Raw genomic sequence first — 16,460 nt, 5'->3', positions numbered from 1 at the left:
TTATGGATAAGGAGAACGAGGCAAGAGGCCGTTACGGCTACATTGACGCGCATCGAAAGAGCCAGCTTCTAAAAACAGTCGTCAGCGGTGCTATCGTTTTGGCGCTTTTGATTCTTGGCGTAATCATTTTTGGTACGAAGAAAAATTGGCTGATGATTCCGGCGATGCTAATGGTGATTCCAACCGCAAATTTTTTCGTGGGATTTGCAGCTTTTGCCAAATTTCGCACAGCGCCGAAAGAAAAGTATGAGATTCTGGGAAACTTTGAAAACCAGGATATGCTTCTGTCGGATTTGATTCTGGTGGACGCCAAGGGGAAGAGGATGCCGGTGGAGTTCGCCGTTGTCTATAAAAACGGCGTGGTGGCCTGGTCCTCCTACTGCGGGAAACGGTTCCGGCCGGAAGACGCGGAGATTCCCGTCAACGATGTGCTGAAGCGAAGAGGAATTCCCATGCGGATGAAACTTTTTTCCAATTGGGAGGAATTTTTGACGCGGATTGATCAGGTAGAGACCGCGGAGGGAGATTCGGAGCTTCGCCGTGTCGACTTGGCCAAAGAAGCGGTTATCTCCGTATCCATGTAGAGGAAACTTATGCAGGAAATTAAGATCAGTGAACGGGAAGCCGGCCAGCGTCTAGATAAGTTCCTCGGCAAATATCTGCGGGAAGCTGGAAGCGGATTCCTCTACAAAATGCTTCGCAAAAAGAATATTACTTTAAACGGAAAGCGGGCGGACGGCTCCGAGCGGCTTGCGGCAGGCGACTGCCTTCGTCTCTTTCTTTCCGATGAAACCATTCAAAAATTCCGCGGGGCGTCCGTACCGGAGGCGGTTCATAGGGCAGAGAAACTACCGATTCTCTATGAGGACGACCAGGTTTTGTTTTTCAACAAACCGGCGGGAATGCTCTCGCAAAAAGCAAAACCGGAGGATGTTTCTCTCTGTGAATATTTGATTTCCTATCTCGTAGAGAGCAAACAGATCACTGCGGAGGAACTGACTCGGTTTCGGCCTGGTATTTGTAACCGACTGGATCGAAATACCAGCGGAGCGGTCGCCGCAGGAAAGACTCTGGCGGGCCTTCAGGCTTTGTCAGAGCTTTTTCGTTCCCGAAACTTAGAAAAGTACTATTTGGCTCTGGTTCAGGGAACGGGAATGAATCCTGGAAAGATCGAAGGCTATCTGTTAAAAGATGAGAAAACCAATACCGTACAGATCGGAAAAAAAGAGCTTCCAAACAGCGCTTATATTGTTACCGCCTATGAACCGCTGGCAGAGGGAGCGAATGCAACGTTGTTAAAAGTACATTTGATCACGGGAAAAACACATCAAATTCGCGCCCATCTGGCATCGATTGGGCATCCGATTTTGGGAGACCGAAAATACGGGGAGGCTGCTAGCGCGATGACCGAACGCCTGCGGATCCGAAGGCAGATGCTGCACGCTTTTGAATTGGTTTTTCCGGAACAGATGCCGGAACTTCCGGCGCTTCAAGGTAAGTGCATCCACGCCCCCCTGCCGGAGGACTTTCAGGCGTGCGCAAAGAAGCTGGGAGTATTGCAAGGAGCACTATTTTAATGGGAACATGGGGAACGCGGGGCCTGCGGGGCTCCACTTTAGAGGAACTGATCAACCTTTCTCTCGAAAAATACCGGGACGCTCATCTAGCTCTCATTCAGAAGATCCCGACGCCGATCAAACCGATTACCATCGATCAGGAAAGCCGTCATATCACGTTGGCCTATTTTGATCAAAAAAGTACGGTGGACTATATTGGCGTCGTCCAGGGCGTTCCCGTCTGTTTTGATGCCAAGGAATGCCAGGAGGATACGATACCATTGGCGAACATCCATGAACATCAGCTTCGTTTTATGGAAGAGTTTGAACGTCAGCAAGGGATTGCTTTTTTCATTCTGCATTTAACTCATCGGGACGAAATCTATTATCTACCGTTGGCAGACGTAGAGCGTTTCTGGAAACGGGCGGAAGAAGGCGGAAGAAAGAGCTTTACCTATGAAGAACTTGACAAAAGTTTTCGGATTACCGGAAAAAATGGCTTGCCGGTCCATTTTCTGGAACAGCTTCAAAAAGATTTGCTGGAAAGAGATTGACATTTTTTCCGTTTTCTTGTATAATTCATCATGCTATCGAATTAGCACAGTAAAGTGAAAAGGGGAAACGACAGATGGTTCAGCTTCTTCACACTCCAGAAGGAGTGAAAGATTATTATAATGATGAATATGCCCGCAAGGAGGCATTGTGTCAGCGAATCCAGGAAACCTTTACCCGCTATGGATATCGGGGGATTCAAACGCCAACCTTTGAATATTTTGACATATTTAACGCGGAACGCGGGAGCGTGGCTTCCAGGGATATGTATAAACTGATTGACCGGGATGGGGAGACGTTGGTTCTGCGTCCAGACTTTACTCCGTCGATTGCCCGCTGCGCGGCGAAATACTATGGAAATGAGACGCTTCCGATCCGTTTTTGCTATCAGGGAAATACCTTTATCAATAATTCCAGCTATCAAGGGCGGTTAAAGGAGAGCACCCAAGCTGGCATTGAGTTGATCGGGGACGATTCTCTGGCTGCGGATGCCGAGGTGATTGCTTTGGCGGTGGATTGCTTAAAAGGCGCTGGTCTGACTGAGTTCCAGGTCGAGATTGGTCAGGTGGACTTTTTCAACGGGCTTTTCCAGGAAGCAAATTTAAAACAGGATACGATTGACTCTCTGCGGGAACTGATTGAAAATAAAAACTTTTTAGGCGTGGAAGAGCGGCTGATGGAAGAAAACTTGCCGGAAGAACTGACCGAGGCTTTTTTAGCGTTGCCGAAACTGTTTGGCTCTGCGGAGCAAGTATTTGGCGAAGCCCGTAAACTGACCCAAAACCCGACGTCCTTGGCAGCGGTAGATCGGCTGGAACAATTATATCAGTTATTGACCACCTACGGAGTCAGCGATTATATTACCTTTGATTTGGGGATGCTGGGAAACTACCAGTATTATACCGGGATTATTTTTAAGGGATATACGTACGGCACCGGGGACTATATTGTGACCGGAGGGCGTTATGACAATCTGATGGTTCAATTTGGAAAAGACGCTCCTTCCGTCGGATTTGGAATTTCTATGGATACCTTGATGTCTGCCATGCAGCGTCAAAAACTTTTAAGAGAACTCCCTTGGGAAGAGACCATGATCCTCTATGAGCCTTCGGAGTTATCCATGGCGATCGCTCTTGGAAGTCTTTACCGGAAAAATGGCCATAGCGTTTCCCTGACGGAGAAGAAGTCCTTGGCAGGGGAATATATGGAGTACGCCAAAGAGCATCGGATCAGCAGCATTTTACTTTTAACAGATAAGGCGCAGGCAATCACCGTGATTCAAACCAGAACCGGTGAGACCACATCCGTGCCGATTCCAAAGGAAATCCGGAGGGAAGAGAGATGAAATATATCACATTTGCCCTGGCAAAAGGGCGTCTGGCCAAGAAAGCAATGGCCATGTTAAAGGAAATTGGAATCACTTGCCAGGAGATGGAAGACCCGGATACTCGAAAATTGATTTTTACCAATGAGGAATTAAAACTGAAATTTTTCCTTTCCAAGGCTTCCGACGTACCGACCTACGTGGAATACGGCGCGGCGGATATCGGCATTGTGGGAAGGGATACGATCCTGGAAGAAGGCCGGAAGCTTTACGAGGTGCTGGACTTGGGGATTGGCCGGTGCAAGATGTGCGTGGCCGGACCTGCGGAAGCGGCAGAACTTTTAAATCATCATCAGTTGATTCGAGTTGCCACCAAATATCCGGCGATTGCTAAAGATTACTTTTATAATCGAAAACATCAGACCGTGGAGATCATCAAACTAAACGGTTCTGTGGAACTGGCGCCCATCGTGGGGCTGGCCGAGGTGATCGTCGATATCGTTGAGACCGGAGCGACGCTCAAAGAAAACGGCCTCATGGTGCTGGAAGAAATCTGCGACCTTTCCGCTAAAGTAGTGGTAAACCAGGTCAGCATGAAGATGGAAAATGAGAGAATCACGCAGATCATTCAGGCGTTGAAGGGAGTTCTGGCATGAGAATCGTAACATTGACAAAAGAGGCTCAGAGAGAAATCTTAACTAATCTGTTAAAACGGAGCACGACCAGTTATGGCTCCTATATGGAAGCGGTAAACGAAATTTTGGAGCGTGTCAGAGAAAAAGGCGACGAAGCCTTGTTTGCCTACACCACGCAATTTGACCATGTAACCTTGACGCCGGAGACCATCCGTGTCAGTGAGGCGGAGATCGAGGAAGCTTATCGCCAGGTGGACGAGCAGTTTTTGGGGATTCTGCGCCGGGCTGCGGACAATATCCGCGCATATCATCAAAGGCAAGTTCGAAATAGTTGGATTGATACCAGGGAAGACGGCGTTCTTTTGGGTCAGAAAATTACGCCTTTATCCAGCGTTGGCGTCTATGTGCCCGGCGGAAAGGCGGCCTATCCGTCTTCTGTGTTGATGAATATTATCCCGGCTAAAGTGGCGGGCGTAAAACGGATTGCCATGGTAACGCCTCCGGGAAAAGACGGCAAGGTAAATCCTCTTGTACTGGTAGCCGCCCATGAAGGCGGTGTGACAGAGATCTATAAAGTCGGAGGCGCCCAGGCGATCGGCGCGCTGGCCTATGGAACCGAGTCGATTCCAAAAGTAAGCAAGATCACTGGTCCCGGAAATATCTATGTTGCTCTCGCAAAAAGGGCGGTGTTTGGTTATGTTGGCCTGGATTCCATCGCAGGCCCCAGCGAAATTCTCGTATTGGCCGACGAGGGGGCAAATCCCCGCTACGTGGCGGCGGATCTCTTGTCCCAGGCAGAACACGATGAGATGGCATCCGCGATTTTAGTGACTACCTCGGAAGCATTGGCGAAAAAGGTCTCCGAGGAAGTGGATGGATTTTTAGAAAAAATGAGCCGCCGGGAGATTATCCAAAAATCTTTGGACCAGTTTGGCTATATTCTGTTGGCGGACAATATGGACGACGCAGTCAATACGGTCAACGAAATTGCCTCGGAACATCTGGAAATCATGACGAAAGACCCCTTTGCCGTGATGACGAGAATCCAGAATGCCGGCGCGATTTTCCTTGGCGAATACAGTTCGGAACCTCTGGGCGATTATTTTGCCGGCCCGAATCACGTTTTGCCCACCAATGGGACCGCAAAGTTTTTCTCTCCGTTGGGGGTGGACGATTTTATCAAAAAATCCAGCCTGATTTCTTATTCCAGGGAAGCTCTTTCGGCTATTTCCGCGGATATTCAGGAATTTGCCAAGGCGGAGCAGTTGACAGCTCACGCCAATTCGATTAAAGTAAGATTTGAAGAATAACAGCGAGTAAGAAAAATGCGGAACGTGTCCAATCATCGATCTGGACGGAAAGGAAGAAAACAATGCGTCAGGCTACGATTCATCGGAATACCAAAGAAACGCAAATTCAACTGACTCTCAATCTGGATGGAACCGGCGTGTGCCAGGCGAAGACCGGAATCGGTTTTCTGGACCATATGCTGGAGAATTTTGCCCGTCACGGTTTTTTTGATCTGGATGTCCAGGTGAAGGGCGATCTCCATGTGGATACCCATCATACGGTGGAGGATACGGGCATTGTGCTGGGAACGGCTATTGCGGAAGCGGTCGGAGACAAGAAAGGAATTCGGCGTTATGGTTCCATGATTCTTCCTATGGACGAGACCTTGGTTTTAACCGCGTTGGATTTATGCGGACGTCCTTCCTTTGTCTTTGAGGCGGAGTTTTCTGCAGAGCGGGTAGGGACATTTGAGACAGAAATGGTTCGCGAGTTTTTCTATGCCATTTCTTATACGGCGGGGATGAATCTCCACATGAAGCAAATGCATGGAGCGAATGCTCATCATATCATCGAAGCGTTTTTTAAATCCTTCGCCCGTGCTTTGGACGAAGCGACCAGCGTAGATCCGCGGATTGCGGATGTACTTTCAACGAAAGGAAGTTTATAAGATGCGGTTATATCCTGCGATTGATATCAAAGGCGGCCAGTGCGTCCGCTTACGTCAGGGACTTTTTGACGAAGTTCAGGTATATTCCAATTCACCGGCGGACGTGGCAGCCCTCTGGGAAAGCCAGGGAGCCAGATTTCTTCATCTGGTGGATTTAGACGGCGCGCTCGCCGGAAAACTGGTCAATGAAGCGGCCATCCGTGGGATCGTGGAAAGAGTCAACCTCCCTGTACAGTTGGGCGGCGGCGTCCGTACCATGGAAAATATAAAAGCATTATTAGAGACCGGTATTTTTCGGGTAATTATTGGCACCAAGGCGGTGGAGGAACCAGAGTTTGTCCGGCAGGCTGTCGAAACCTTTGGACCAGAGCATATCGTCGTTGGCATTGACGCTAAAGATGGGCTGGTGGCCACCAGGGGATGGGAGAGCGTCAGCACAGTTACGGCCCAGGAACTCTGCGCTCAGATGGAGGATTACGGCGTTCGTACCATCGTCTACACCGATATCTCCAAAGATGGAATGATGCAGGGGCCTAATGTAGCGATGACAAAGCTTCTGTCGGATCAAACTTCGATGGATATCATCGCTTCCGGCGGCGTTTCCTCGATGGCGGATCTGGACGCTGTGGCTGCGGCGGGAATCCACGGCGCCATTCTGGGGAAGGCCTTGTACGAGAAGAAAATTGATCTGGCGGAGGCAGTATCCCGCCTGGAAGGAGAGGGCAAATGAACATCAAAACGATCCTCCTGTCCGAGGACATTCAGGTAAACGATTATCGGGACGCCAGCGGAATTGTTGCTGTGGACGATTCCGCGGACGATGCGTCCCACGAAGCGAATCTGGATAAGCTGATTCATCTGACAAGGGAGCTTCCGGTTCCTTTTTTTGCCAAAGGGAATATTCAGACCCTGGAAGATGTAAAGAAATTTCTCTATGCCGGTGTGAAGAAAGTGATTCTGCTTCCGGAACAGGAGCAGTTAAAAATGGATACCGCGGCTCGTTTTGGAGAAGATAAACTGTTGGAATCGGTAGAAGCACTGACCGACCCGGAACCGGCTTTTGTCTGGAGCGATTTTAAATTGGGACCCGACGGCTTGATTCCAGTAGTGGTACAGGACGACAAGACCGATCAGGTTTTGATGGTTGCCTACATGAATGAGGAAGCATACAATCAGACCCTTGCCACCGGACGAATGACCTATTGGAGCCGGAGCCGGAACGAACTTTGGGAAAAAGGCGCCACCTCCGGCCACTATCAGTATGTAAAATCGTTAACATTGGATTGCGACCAGGATACCATCTTAGCCAAGGTGGCTCAGATCGGAGCCGCTTGTCATACGGGAAATAAGAGTTGTTTTTACCAGCCAATCCGAAAGGATGAATATGAAGAGGCCAACCCCTACAAGGTTTTTGAGGACGTTTATCAGGTCATTTTAGACCGCAAGAAACATCCCAAGGAGGGGTCTTATACCAATTACCTTTTTGACAAAGGCGTAGATAAGATCTGCAAAAAGATCGGGGAGGAAGCAACCGAGATCGTCATCGCGGCCAAAAATCCTAATCCGGAAGAGATCAAGTATGAGATTTCCGACTTCCTGTATCATGTCATGGTACTGATGGCGGAAAAGCAAGTGACTTGGAAGGATATTACGGAGGAATTGGCGAAACGGTAATCTTTTGCGGAGCGCTTTTGGTTCTAAGAAACAGGAGAAGCCTTTATGTTTAGAAGATTTGCATCGTACTATCGCCCCCATTGGAAACTATTTGCCTTTGATATGACATGCGCTTTCTTGGCGGCGGTCGGCGATTTGTTCTACCCGTTGATAGCAAAAAATATGATCAATGATTATGTCCCAAATCAGAATTTACGCTTGCTTCTGATTTGGGCTTCCGTTCTTCTGGGAATTTATGTATTGAAAGCGGTATTGACCTATATGGTTCAGTATTGGGGACATATCGTAGGTGTGCGGATTCAGGGCGACATGCGCGAGAAGATGTTCCGGCATCTTCAAAAGCTGCCTTTTGCCTTTTTTGATGAAAATAAGACCGGTACGATTATGTCAAGGATGATCAATGATCTGATGGACATTTCGGAGTTGGCTCATCACGGGCCGGAGGATTTGTTTATCTCTGCCATTCAATTGGTGGGGGCTTTCATTTTGCTTTGTACCATCAATATTCCTTTGACTTTGATCGTCTTTGCGGTTCTTCCCTTTATCGTGTATTTTGCCCAGAAGACCCGGCATATGATGAAAGACTCCTTCCGGGAAACCAGGGTGGAGATGGCGGAGATCAACGCCAATATCGAAACCGCCATCGCGGGGATACGCGTATCGCGTTCCTATACGGCGGATACCCATGAGACCGCCAAATTTATGAAGGCCAATCAGCGGTTTAAGAATGCCAGAGGAAGAGCGTACCGCTCCATGGGCGTGTTTTTTTCCGGCATGGGCTTTATGATGGACTTTTTATATCTTCTGGTGTTATTTGCCGGAGGTCTGTTCTTCTTCAAAAAGTGGATTAACACCGGTGAGTTTGCGGCGTATCTGCTCTATATTGCCATGTTTTTAAAGCCCATCCAAAAACTGGTCAATATCTTTGAGCAGCTTCAAAACGGCATTACCGGTTTTCAGCGGTATGAAGAAATCCTGGCGGAAAAGCCGGAGCTGGAAAGCCCCGATGCGGAAGTGGTGGACACCCTGCACGGAGAAATTGAATTTCAGCATGTGACGTTCCGCTATGAAAATTCAGACGCTTCCGAAGCGCATAAAGACGTTATCCATGACCTGTCCTTTCATCTGGATGCCGGGAAGATGGTGGCCTTCGTCGGTCCGTCCGGAGGCGGAAAGACCACGGTTTGCCATCTGATTCCGCGATTTTATGAGCTTCAGTCCGGTTCCATCACCATTGACGGCAAGGATATCCGGAATATTTCCCGGTATTCTCTGCGGAAAAATATCGGTATGGTAGCCCAGGATGTATTTATTTTTGACGGAACCATACGGGAAAATATTGCCTACGGCGACCTGGACGCCACGGAGGAACAAATTGTGGAGGCGGCCAAACGGGCCCAGATTCATGATTATATTTTGACTTTGGAAAACGGATATGATACTCAGGTGGGGGAACGGGGCGTCCGGCTTTCCGGCGGCCAGAAACAGCGTCTCTCCATCGCCCGGGCATTCTTAAAAAATCCGCCGATCTTGATTCTCGACGAGGCCACGTCAGCGTTGGATAATATGACGGAGATGCAGATTCAAGAGTCTCTGGAGGAACTAAGCAAAGGCCGTACCACCCTGGTGGTAGCCCACCGCCTGTCCACTATCAAAAATGCCGACGAGATTCTGGTCTTAACAGCCGGCGGAATTGAGGAGAGAGGCTCCCATGAGGAATTGCTGGCAAAGGGAGGCATCTACGCCAGCCTATATCAGTATACCCTTCGGTAGGAGCGCGCGCTTTCATCCCATTGTTTTCTAGAAATGGGGAGTATGACTTTTTGGAAGGAAAAGCAGGGCTCTATGTAAAAAAGTATCCGAAACCCTACAAAATATTCGGATACTTTTTACATGGTGATCTTTTGATTCCAAATAGCCGTGGAAATCATGCAAGCCGTACGGCATCCTTCATACGTTTTACGTACTCTTTCACATAAGGCACGCAGTCTTCGCCATGCTGGCCGCAAATCCGCACGATCGCGCTTCCAACGATTGCGCCGTCGGAGCAGGCTGCCATCTGTCTGGCCTGTTCCGGGCTGGAAATTCCAAAGCCCACGGCACAGGGGATGTCTTTTGTCTGTTTGACCAGTTGAATCATGGATGCAATATCCGTTGTGATCTCGGAGCGAACGCCAGTTACGCCAAGGGAGGAGACACAGTAGACAAAGCCTTCCGCCTGCGCCGCAATCTGTGAGATCCGCTCCTGGGAGGTCGGCGCAATCATGGAAATCAAAGAGATATCGTACTTGCGGCAGATTTCTTCAAATTCCCCTTTTTCCTCCAAGGGGACGTCCGGCAGAATCAAACCGTCCATTCCCAGTTCGGATGCGCTTTGAATAAAGCGTTCCGCGCCGTAGGAGAAAACAACATTGGCGTATGTCATAAATACCATCGGAATCTGAGAGTTTTGCCGGATTCGTTTTACCATATCAAAAATCCGGTCTGTGGTTGCGCCGCCGGAGAGGGCGCGGATATTGGCTTCCTGGATAACCGGGCCTTCCGCCGTGGGGTCCGAAAAGGGGATTCCCAGTTCAATCAAATCAGCCCCCGCTTCCTCCATCGCATAAACCAGCTGTTCTGTTACATCCAAAGACGGGTCGCCGCAGGTAATAAAAGGAATGAACGCTTTTCCATGGGAAAATGCACGTTGGATTTTATTCATAGAGATCCTCCCCTCTGTACCGGGCAATCGCGGCGCAGTCTTTATCGCCGCGTCCGGAAAGATTGATAACAAGAATTTGATCCTTTCGCATATCAGGCGCGATCTTTTTGGCATAGGCCACGGCATGGGCACTCTCAATGGCGGGGATAATTCCCTCCGTCCTTGCCAGATATTCAAAGGCTTCCACCGCTTCGTCATCCGTGACAGCTACATATTCCGCCCGGCCGATATCATGCAGATGCGCATGCTCCGGGCCGATGCCAGGATAATCCAACCCGGCAGAGATCGAGTAAACCGGCGCGATCTGTCCGTATTCATCTTGGCAGAAATAGGACTTCATCCCGTGGAAAATTCCCAGGCGTCCGGTCGCGATAGTGGCGGCAGTCTCAACGGTATCGATCCCCCGTCCGGCGGCCTCGCATCCAATCAAGCGCACGCTGGTATCCGGGATAAAATGGTAAAAAGCGCCGATGGCGTTGGAACCGCCGCCCACACAGGCGAGAACCGCATCGGGCAATTTCCCTTCTTTTTCCAGAATCTGCTCTTTGATTTCTTTGGAGATCACCGCCTGGAAATCGCGGACAATCGTCGGAAAGGGGTGGGGGCCCATACAGGAACCAAGGACATAGTGAGTATCGGAAATCCGATTGGTCCACTCCCGCATGGTTTCGGAAACCGCGTCTTTTAAAGTTCCGGTACCCGTACTGACCGGATGAACCGCTGCTCCTAAGAGGCGCATCCGGTAGACATTCAGCGCCTGCCGTTTGGTGTCTTCCTCCCCCATAAAGATCTCGCATTCCATGCCCATCAGAGCGGCGGCAGTAGCGGTAGCAACGCCGTGCTGGCCAGCGCCGGTCTCCGCGATGACACGGGTTTTACCCATCCGTTTGGCCAGAAGCACCTGGCCGAGCACATTATTGATTTTATGGGCTCCCGTGTGATTCAGATCCTCTCGCTTTAGATAAATTTTTGCTCCGCCCAGATCCTCGGTCATCCGCCCGGCAAAGTACAGACGAGAGGGGCGTCCAGCGTATTCCGCCAGAAGGGTATTTAATTCCTGCTGAAAGTCAGGATCGTCTTTATACTGGTTATAAGCCTTTTCCAGTTCGATGATTGCATTCATCAGGGTTTCCGGTATATATTGCCCTCCATGAATGCCAAAACGTCCGTTTGTCATATCGTATTACTCCTCACCGCGGCTGCCGCCGCTAAGATTTTTTCTCTGTCTTTGATGCCGTCTGTCTCCACTCCGCTGGAAAGATCCACGGCAAAGGGACGAACCCTTGCAATTGCCGCCGAGATGTTTTCCGGCCGCAGCCCCCCTGCCAGAAAAAAGGGGCGTTCTTTTTGGCCTTTTACCAACGACCAGTCAAAGGCGATTCCCGTTCCCCCGCTTCCGTGATCGAAGAGAAGGTAATCGGCCCGGCTTTGCATGGCAAGGGTCACGTCTTCCGGCTGGGCGATCGGGAAAGCTTTTATGATGGGAACGGATACCAATTCCCGCAGACGGTCGATCTCTTCCTCCGATTCGCCTCCATGGAGTTGAACCAGATCGACGATTCCTTCTCTTACAGCCTCTACAATCCGAGGAAGGGGAGCGTTTACAAAAACGCCAACCGCCTGGATTTCATGTGATAGCTGTTCTTTCAATCTTTGGGCTTCCCCAAGGGAGATGCTCCTTCTGCTTTTCGGTACTTCTAAAATGAAACCGGCATAGTCCGGCATGGCTTCATTGACAAATGCGATATCCTGTGGTCGGCGCAGGCCGCAGATTTTAATTTTGGTCATCCTTCACTCCCTCGAAGCTGGGAAAGCGCCGCCTTTTTATCCGTCTGCCGCATCAAAGTCTCCCCGATCAAAACGCCGTTGACCCCTGCCTGGCGGAGGCGTGCAATCTCTTCCGATGTCCGGATTCCGCTTTCCGATACGAATAACACCTCTGAAGGAACCAGGTTCCTCAGACGAAAGCTGGTGGACAGGTCTACCTCAAAGGTTTTCAGGTTCCGGTTGTTGACTCCGACGATGGCTGCGCCTGCCTTTAGGGCTCGCTCTACTTCCTCCTCATCGTGCGTCTCCACCAAAGCGGAAAGCCCCAGTTCTTTGGCCAACTGCTGATAGGAGGAGAGTTGGCCATCGTCTAAAATCGCACAGATCAAAAGGATGGCGGAAGCGCCGAGAGCTTTTGCCTGGTAGATCATATATTCATCCACGGTAAAGTCTTTCCGTAGTACTGGAATTTCGACGGTTTCCACAATTTCTTTCAGGTAGGAATCGCTGCCCTGGAACCAGAACGGTTCGGTTAGGCAGGAAATCGCCGCGGCGCCAGCCAACTGATACTCCTCGGCAATTTTTAAATAAGGGAAATCCGGAGCAATCACCCCTTTGGAGGGGGATGCCTTTTTTATCTCGCAGATAAAGTTTAGGCCAGGGGCGCTTAACGCTTGCTCCAACCGGAAAGGCGTCCCCTTGAAAGCGGCTTGTTCCGCGCAGTTTCTCAGCTCGGCAAGAGAAACGACTTTCTTTTCTGCTGCGACACGTTCCTTTGTTTTCTCAGCAATCGTTGCTAAAATATTCATTCTTTACAACTCTCCTGAATAAATTCTTCCAGTTTCTTTGCCGCCGCGCCGGTATCGATCAGCTGCTCGGCCAGGCGGACGCCTTCTTCCAACGTTTCTGCTTTTCCTGTAATATAGAGAGCGGCGCCAGCGTTGAGGCAGACGGCGCAGCGTTTGGCGGATCGGTCTTTTCCGTCTAAAATATTGCGCGTGATCAAAGCATTTTCTTCCGGCGTTCCCCCGGTCAGTTCTTCTTTGGAGCAGCGGGTATAGCCAAACTGCTCCGGCGTAATCGTGTAAGACTGGAACCATCCGTCTTTGATTTCACAGATACGGGTGGGCGCACTCATGGAGATCTCATCCAATTTGTCCTGGCCGTAAACGACCATGCCGCGGACAACACCTAACTTTGCCATAACCTGAGCCAATGGTTCCACCAAAGCTTCCTCATAGACTCCCATCAGCTCCATATTTGCCCCCGCTGGGTTGGAGAGCGGTCCAAGAATATTAAAGACCGTGCGGATTCCCAGTTCCCGGCGAATGGGGGCCACGTATTTCATAGCGATATGATAGTTCTGGGCAAACAGGAAACAAATACCGATGCTCTTTAACAGCTGGGCGCTCTTTTCCGGCGGCAGATTGATGGTGACGCCCAAGGCTTCCAACACATCCGCTGCGCCGCATTTGGAAGAAGCAGCGCGGTTTCCATGTTTTGCCACCGGCACGCCGCCGGCCGCGATGACAAGGGCGGAAGTCGTGGAAATATTAAAGGAATTGGCACCGTCGCCGCCGGTTCCGACGATCTCCAGCACATCCATGTCATGGAGTAATTTGATGCAATGGGCCCGCATTCCAGCAGCGGATGCGGTAATTTCATCGATGGTCTCGCCTTTTAGCGAAAGTGCGGTCAGATAGGCGGCCATCTGCACGTCGCTGGCCTTGCCTTCCATGATTTCATCCATTACCTGTTCTGCCTCCAAATAGGAGAGATCTTCTTTTTTCGAAAGTTTGATAATCGCTTCTTTAATCATGACGCTCCTCCTGGATTTTCTTTAAAAAGTTTTGAATGATGCGGCGGCCGTCCGGAGTCAACACGGATTCGGGATGAAACTGCATGCCATATATCTGCAACGATTCGCTTTCTACCGCCATAATTTCGCCATCCTCTGTTTTCGCGGTGACGCGCAGACAAGCAGGAACCGTTTTCGGATCGACAGCAAGGGAATGATAGCGGGCGGCAGGAAAGGGATTTTCCAGTCCACGAAACAGAACGCTGTCCGGTTCGGCATAGACAAGCGACGATTTCCCGTGCATCAACTGTTTGGCATAAGTAACTGTTGCTCCAAAGGCTTCGCAGATCGCCTGTTCTCCAAGACAAATGCCAAGGATGGGAATTTTCCCGGCAAAGGTACGAATCGCGGAAAGACAGATCCCTGCCTGATCCGGCCTGCCTGGGCCGGGAGAAATGACAAGGGCCTCCGGCTTTTTTTCTGCGATTTGTTCTAAGGTCAGCGCATCGTTTCGGACTACTTCAATATCCGGATATTCCGTTCCGATCAGCTGATAGAGATTGTAAACAAAGCTATCGTAATTATCGAGAAATAAAATCATATCCGCCCTCCTTCCGCTTCTTTTAATGCTTTTACCACTGCCATGGCTTTATTGCGGCATTCCGCAAATTCTTTTTCCGGAACGCTGTCGGCTACGATGCCGGCTCCGGACTGCACGCACACAGTTCCATTTTTCTTATAAGCCAGCCGAATGGAAATACAGGTATCCATATTTCCGGTAAAATCCAAATACCCAATGGCGCCGCCATAGATTCCGCGCCGGCGGCCTTCCAGCTCCTCGATGATCTCACAGGCCCGAAATTTGGGAGAGCCGGAGAGCGTTCCCGCCGGAAGAATCGCATCGATGGCATCCGCGGCGTCATGTTCCTTAGAAATCGTGCCGCGTACCGTAGAGCCCAAGTGCATTACATGGGAAAAGCGTTCTACGGAGCAATATTTTTCCACTTCCACGCTGCCCAGGATACTGATTTTTCCCAAGTCGTTTCTTCCCAGATCCACCAGCATGTTATGTTCCGCCAGTTCTTTTTCATCTCTTAAGAGTTCCTGCTCCAAGGCCTGATCTGCTTCCTGCGTCTTGCCTCGGGGCCTGGTGCCTGCCAAAGGGAAGGTGTGCAGAACGCCGTCTTGCAATTTCACCAGCGTTTCCGGTGAGGCCCCTGCCACCTCGATATCGTCGCTGGAAAAATAGAACATATAGGGGGAAGGATTGGTGGTGCGCAGGACGCGGTACGTATCAAAGAGATTTCCCTCCGCCTGGGCCTCCATAGGGTTGGAGAGCACTACCTGAAAAATATCGCCTTCCCGGATATATTGTTTCGCACGTTCTACCATAGAACAATAGTGTTCTTGGGAAAAGCAGGTTTTCAATTCCTCTTTCAGGTGGAGGGGGCGGAACGCCGCCTTAGCCCCGCTTTCTAAAAGGCGTTCCATGTCGTCCAGTTCGCTTTCCGCCTGACGGTAAGATTCTTCTAGATTTTCGGTGCTGACTCCAACGATCAAAAGCAGTTTCTGGCGGTAATGATCAAAGACCAGAACTTTATCAAAAAGCATGAGATCCACATCCCGGAAATCCGAAGGTTCCGGCATTCCCTTTTTTAGCCCAGGCTCCGCGTATTGAATATATTCATAGGAAAAGTATCCAACCAGGCCGCCGGTAAAGGGCGGCAATCCTTCGATACGAGGGCTTTTATATTCGGCCAAGATCTTTCGGATGGCTTCTTTCGGATGAGTCGTGTGGAATCGTTCCTCTGTTTTTTCTTCTTCCTCCTGGCCTTTTCGAATACAGAGAATACCGTCTGTACAGGTCAGTTCCAGCGAGGGCGCGTAACCAAGGAAAGAATACCTTCCCCATTGGTCATTTTTCTCCGCGCTTTCCAATAAGTAGCAGTGGCGGCTGGCCGCCCGCAAGGTACGCATTACCTCGATCGGAGTAAATCGGTCCGCGTAAAGTTCTCGGTAAATGGGAATTCTTTTGTAGTCTCCGGTGGAGGCAATCTTTCTTACCTCTTCTAAACCAAACTGCATCATATCCTCCTTCCTTGCGAAGACGGGAAAACAAGAATCGAAAATTTCCTATGAAACAAAAAACCCGTCCTCGACAGAAAAATTGTTCTGTCAAGGACGGGATCCATTCCCGCGGTGCCACCTTGATTCACGGTATGACCCGTGCCCTTAGCGAGATACCAACATATCTCCGGCAACTGACGTATGCCTTCACGTCGCAGAATACTCGGCAACTGCCTTTCCCTGCGCCCTCAGCGGTCCATTTAACAGATTGCATTTCGGCTCGGTTCTCAGCATCCCGAACTCTCTGTGCGCGCATCCCTGTTTTTATCTCCGCGTCAACGGTTTTTACCATCTAAAATTTTTTATTATCATAGCACCAGATGTTTTCTCTGTCAAGAATTTTTCTGATTTCCATGAAAATATTTT

At 50.0% G+C, this 16,460-nt stretch carries 17 protein-coding genes; 10 read left to right on the top strand and 7 right to left on the bottom strand.

What is annotated here, in order from left to right:
• Nucleotides 1–2: 2 nt before the first annotated feature.
• The 10 genes from ACCC71_RS07630 to ACCC71_RS07585 all read left to right on the top strand — a co-directional run bounded on the left by ACCC71_RS07630 (nucleotide 3) and on the right by ACCC71_RS07585 (nucleotide 9,471).
• Nucleotides 3–584: a hypothetical protein gene (locus tag ACCC71_RS07630; protein ID WP_434309035.1), complete on the top strand. Its 582-nt coding sequence runs from the start codon at nucleotides 3–5 to the stop codon at nucleotides 582–584.
• Nucleotides 585–593: 9 nt separating this feature from the next.
• Nucleotides 594–1,577 carry an RluA family pseudouridine synthase gene (locus ACCC71_RS07625; protein WP_434309034.1) on the top strand — a complete coding sequence of 328 codons (984 nt, stop codon included), beginning with the start codon at nucleotides 594–596 and terminating at the stop codon, nucleotides 1,575–1,577.
• Nucleotides 1,577–2,110: a Holliday junction resolvase RecU gene (locus ACCC71_RS07620; RefSeq protein WP_434309033.1), complete on the top strand. Its 534-nt coding sequence runs from the start codon at nucleotides 1,577–1,579 to the stop codon at nucleotides 2,108–2,110. Before ACCC71_RS07625 ends, ACCC71_RS07620 begins: the two co-directional genes overlap by 1 nt.
• Before the next feature lie 74 nt (nucleotides 2,111–2,184).
• On the top strand, nucleotides 2,185–3,453 hold the full coding sequence (hisZ, locus tag ACCC71_RS07615) for an ATP phosphoribosyltransferase regulatory subunit (protein ID WP_434309032.1): 1,269 nt from the start codon (nucleotides 2,185–2,187) through the stop codon (nucleotides 3,451–3,453).
• Nucleotides 3,450–4,088 (top strand): ATP phosphoribosyltransferase, encoded by a 639-nt coding sequence (hisG, locus tag ACCC71_RS07610; protein WP_434309031.1) that lies wholly within the window; start codon nucleotides 3,450–3,452, stop codon nucleotides 4,086–4,088. The genes hisZ and hisG overlap by 4 nt, the downstream gene beginning before the upstream one ends.
• Entirely contained in the window at nucleotides 4,085–5,377 is a 1,293-nt protein-coding gene (gene hisD / locus ACCC71_RS07605; RefSeq protein ID WP_434309030.1) for a histidinol dehydrogenase, read from the top strand. Before hisG ends, hisD begins: the two co-directional genes overlap by 4 nt.
• A 62-nt stretch (nucleotides 5,378–5,439) precedes the next feature.
• Nucleotides 5,440–6,024 carry an imidazoleglycerol-phosphate dehydratase HisB gene (hisB, locus tag ACCC71_RS07600; protein WP_434309029.1) on the top strand — a complete coding sequence of 195 codons (585 nt, stop codon included), beginning with the start codon at nucleotides 5,440–5,442 and terminating at the stop codon, nucleotides 6,022–6,024.
• A gap of 1 nt (nucleotide 6,025) precedes the next feature.
• Nucleotides 6,026–6,754, top strand: a complete 729-nt coding sequence (gene hisA / locus ACCC71_RS07595; protein WP_434309028.1) for a 1-(5-phosphoribosyl)-5-[(5-phosphoribosylamino)methylideneamino]imidazole-4-carboxamide isomerase — start codon at nucleotides 6,026–6,028, stop codon at nucleotides 6,752–6,754.
• Nucleotides 6,751–7,698: a bifunctional phosphoribosyl-AMP cyclohydrolase/phosphoribosyl-ATP diphosphatase HisIE gene (hisIE, locus tag ACCC71_RS07590; protein WP_434309027.1), complete on the top strand. Its 948-nt coding sequence runs from the start codon at nucleotides 6,751–6,753 to the stop codon at nucleotides 7,696–7,698. The genes hisA and hisIE overlap by 4 nt, the downstream gene beginning before the upstream one ends.
• A gap of 45 nt (nucleotides 7,699–7,743) precedes the next feature.
• A complete protein-coding gene (locus ACCC71_RS07585; protein ID WP_434309026.1) occupies nucleotides 7,744–9,471 on the top strand; it encodes an ABC transporter ATP-binding protein in 1,728 nt (575 codons plus the stop codon).
• A 154-nt stretch (nucleotides 9,472–9,625) separates the two neighbouring features.
• Here the strand turns inward: ACCC71_RS07585 and trpA are convergent, their stop codons facing one another.
• The 7 genes from trpA to trpE are packed head-to-tail and all read right to left on the bottom strand — an operon-like array spanning nucleotide 9,626 to nucleotide 16,055.
• A complete protein-coding gene (gene trpA / locus ACCC71_RS07580) occupies nucleotides 9,626–10,402 on the bottom strand; it encodes a tryptophan synthase subunit alpha (protein WP_434309025.1) in 777 nt (258 codons plus the stop codon).
• Nucleotides 10,395–11,579, bottom strand: a complete 1,185-nt coding sequence (trpB, locus tag ACCC71_RS07575; RefSeq protein WP_434309024.1) for a tryptophan synthase subunit beta — start codon at nucleotides 11,577–11,579, stop codon at nucleotides 10,395–10,397. Before trpB ends, trpA begins: the two co-directional genes overlap by 8 nt.
• The gene (locus ACCC71_RS07570) at nucleotides 11,576–12,190 is read right to left on the bottom strand and encodes a phosphoribosylanthranilate isomerase (protein ID WP_434309023.1); all 615 of its coding nucleotides are present in this window, start codon (nucleotides 12,188–12,190) and stop codon (nucleotides 11,576–11,578) included. The genes trpB and ACCC71_RS07570 overlap by 4 nt, the downstream gene beginning before the upstream one ends.
• On the bottom strand, nucleotides 12,187–12,978 hold the full coding sequence (trpC, locus tag ACCC71_RS07565; protein ID WP_434309022.1) for an indole-3-glycerol phosphate synthase TrpC: 792 nt from the start codon (nucleotides 12,976–12,978) through the stop codon (nucleotides 12,187–12,189). The genes ACCC71_RS07570 and trpC overlap by 4 nt, the downstream gene beginning before the upstream one ends.
• Nucleotides 12,975–13,988 (bottom strand): anthranilate phosphoribosyltransferase, encoded by a 1,014-nt coding sequence (trpD, locus tag ACCC71_RS07560; RefSeq protein WP_434309021.1) that lies wholly within the window; start codon nucleotides 13,986–13,988, stop codon nucleotides 12,975–12,977. The genes trpC and trpD overlap by 4 nt, the downstream gene beginning before the upstream one ends.
• Nucleotides 13,981–14,568 (bottom strand): anthranilate synthase component II, encoded by a 588-nt coding sequence (locus tag ACCC71_RS07555; RefSeq protein ID WP_434309020.1) that lies wholly within the window; start codon nucleotides 14,566–14,568, stop codon nucleotides 13,981–13,983. Before ACCC71_RS07555 ends, trpD begins: the two co-directional genes overlap by 8 nt.
• A complete protein-coding gene (trpE, locus tag ACCC71_RS07550; protein ID WP_434309019.1) occupies nucleotides 14,565–16,055 on the bottom strand; it encodes an anthranilate synthase component I in 1,491 nt (496 codons plus the stop codon). The genes ACCC71_RS07555 and trpE overlap by 4 nt, the downstream gene beginning before the upstream one ends.
• Nucleotides 16,056–16,460 lie beyond the last annotated feature (405 nt).

The organism is Hominifimenecus sp. rT4P-3 (assembly GCF_051055405.1).
Lineage (GTDB): Bacteria > Bacillota > Clostridia > Lachnospirales > Lachnospiraceae > Pseudolachnospira.
The sequence above is the reverse complement of the archived record's forward strand: the minus strand, read 5'-3'. Positions and strand labels throughout refer to the sequence as shown.

Coding starts and splice junctions, on each gene's coding strand:
- hisG (WP_434309031.1), top strand. CDS start 3,450: ATGAAATATATCACATTTGCCCTGGCAAAAGGGCGTCTGGCCAAGAAA.
- hisD (WP_434309030.1), top strand. CDS start 4,085: ATGAGAATCGTAACATTGACAAAAGAGGCTCAGAGAGAAATCTTAACT.
- ACCC71_RS07625 (WP_434309034.1), top strand. CDS start 594: ATGCAGGAAATTAAGATCAGTGAACGGGAAGCCGGCCAGCGTCTAGAT.
- hisIE (WP_434309027.1), top strand. CDS start 6,751: ATGAACATCAAAACGATCCTCCTGTCCGAGGACATTCAGGTAAACGAT.
- ACCC71_RS07570 (WP_434309023.1), bottom strand. CDS start 12,190: ATGACCAAAATTAAAATCTGCGGCCTGCGCCGACCACAGGATATCGCA.
- ACCC71_RS07630 (WP_434309035.1), top strand. CDS start 3: ATGGATAAGGAGAACGAGGCAAGAGGCCGTTACGGCTACATTGACGCG.
- hisB (WP_434309029.1), top strand. CDS start 5,440: ATGCGTCAGGCTACGATTCATCGGAATACCAAAGAAACGCAAATTCAA.
- trpC (WP_434309022.1), bottom strand. CDS start 12,978: ATGAATATTTTAGCAACGATTGCTGAGAAAACAAAGGAACGTGTCGCA.
- hisA (WP_434309028.1), top strand. CDS start 6,026: ATGCGGTTATATCCTGCGATTGATATCAAAGGCGGCCAGTGCGTCCGC.
- trpB (WP_434309024.1), bottom strand. CDS start 11,579: ATGACAAACGGACGTTTTGGCATTCATGGAGGGCAATATATACCGGAA.
- ACCC71_RS07620 (WP_434309033.1), top strand. CDS start 1,577: ATGGGAACATGGGGAACGCGGGGCCTGCGGGGCTCCACTTTAGAGGAA.
- trpE (WP_434309019.1), bottom strand. CDS start 16,055: ATGATGCAGTTTGGTTTAGAAGAGGTAAGAAAGATTGCCTCCACCGGA.
- trpA (WP_434309025.1), bottom strand. CDS start 10,402: ATGAATAAAATCCAACGTGCATTTTCCCATGGAAAAGCGTTCATTCCT.
- ACCC71_RS07555 (WP_434309020.1), bottom strand. CDS start 14,568: ATGATTTTATTTCTCGATAATTACGATAGCTTTGTTTACAATCTCTAT.
- ACCC71_RS07585 (WP_434309026.1), top strand. CDS start 7,744: ATGTTTAGAAGATTTGCATCGTACTATCGCCCCCATTGGAAACTATTT.
- hisZ (WP_434309032.1), top strand. CDS start 2,185: ATGGTTCAGCTTCTTCACACTCCAGAAGGAGTGAAAGATTATTATAAT.
- trpD (WP_434309021.1), bottom strand. CDS start 13,988: ATGATTAAAGAAGCGATTATCAAACTTTCGAAAAAAGAAGATCTCTCC.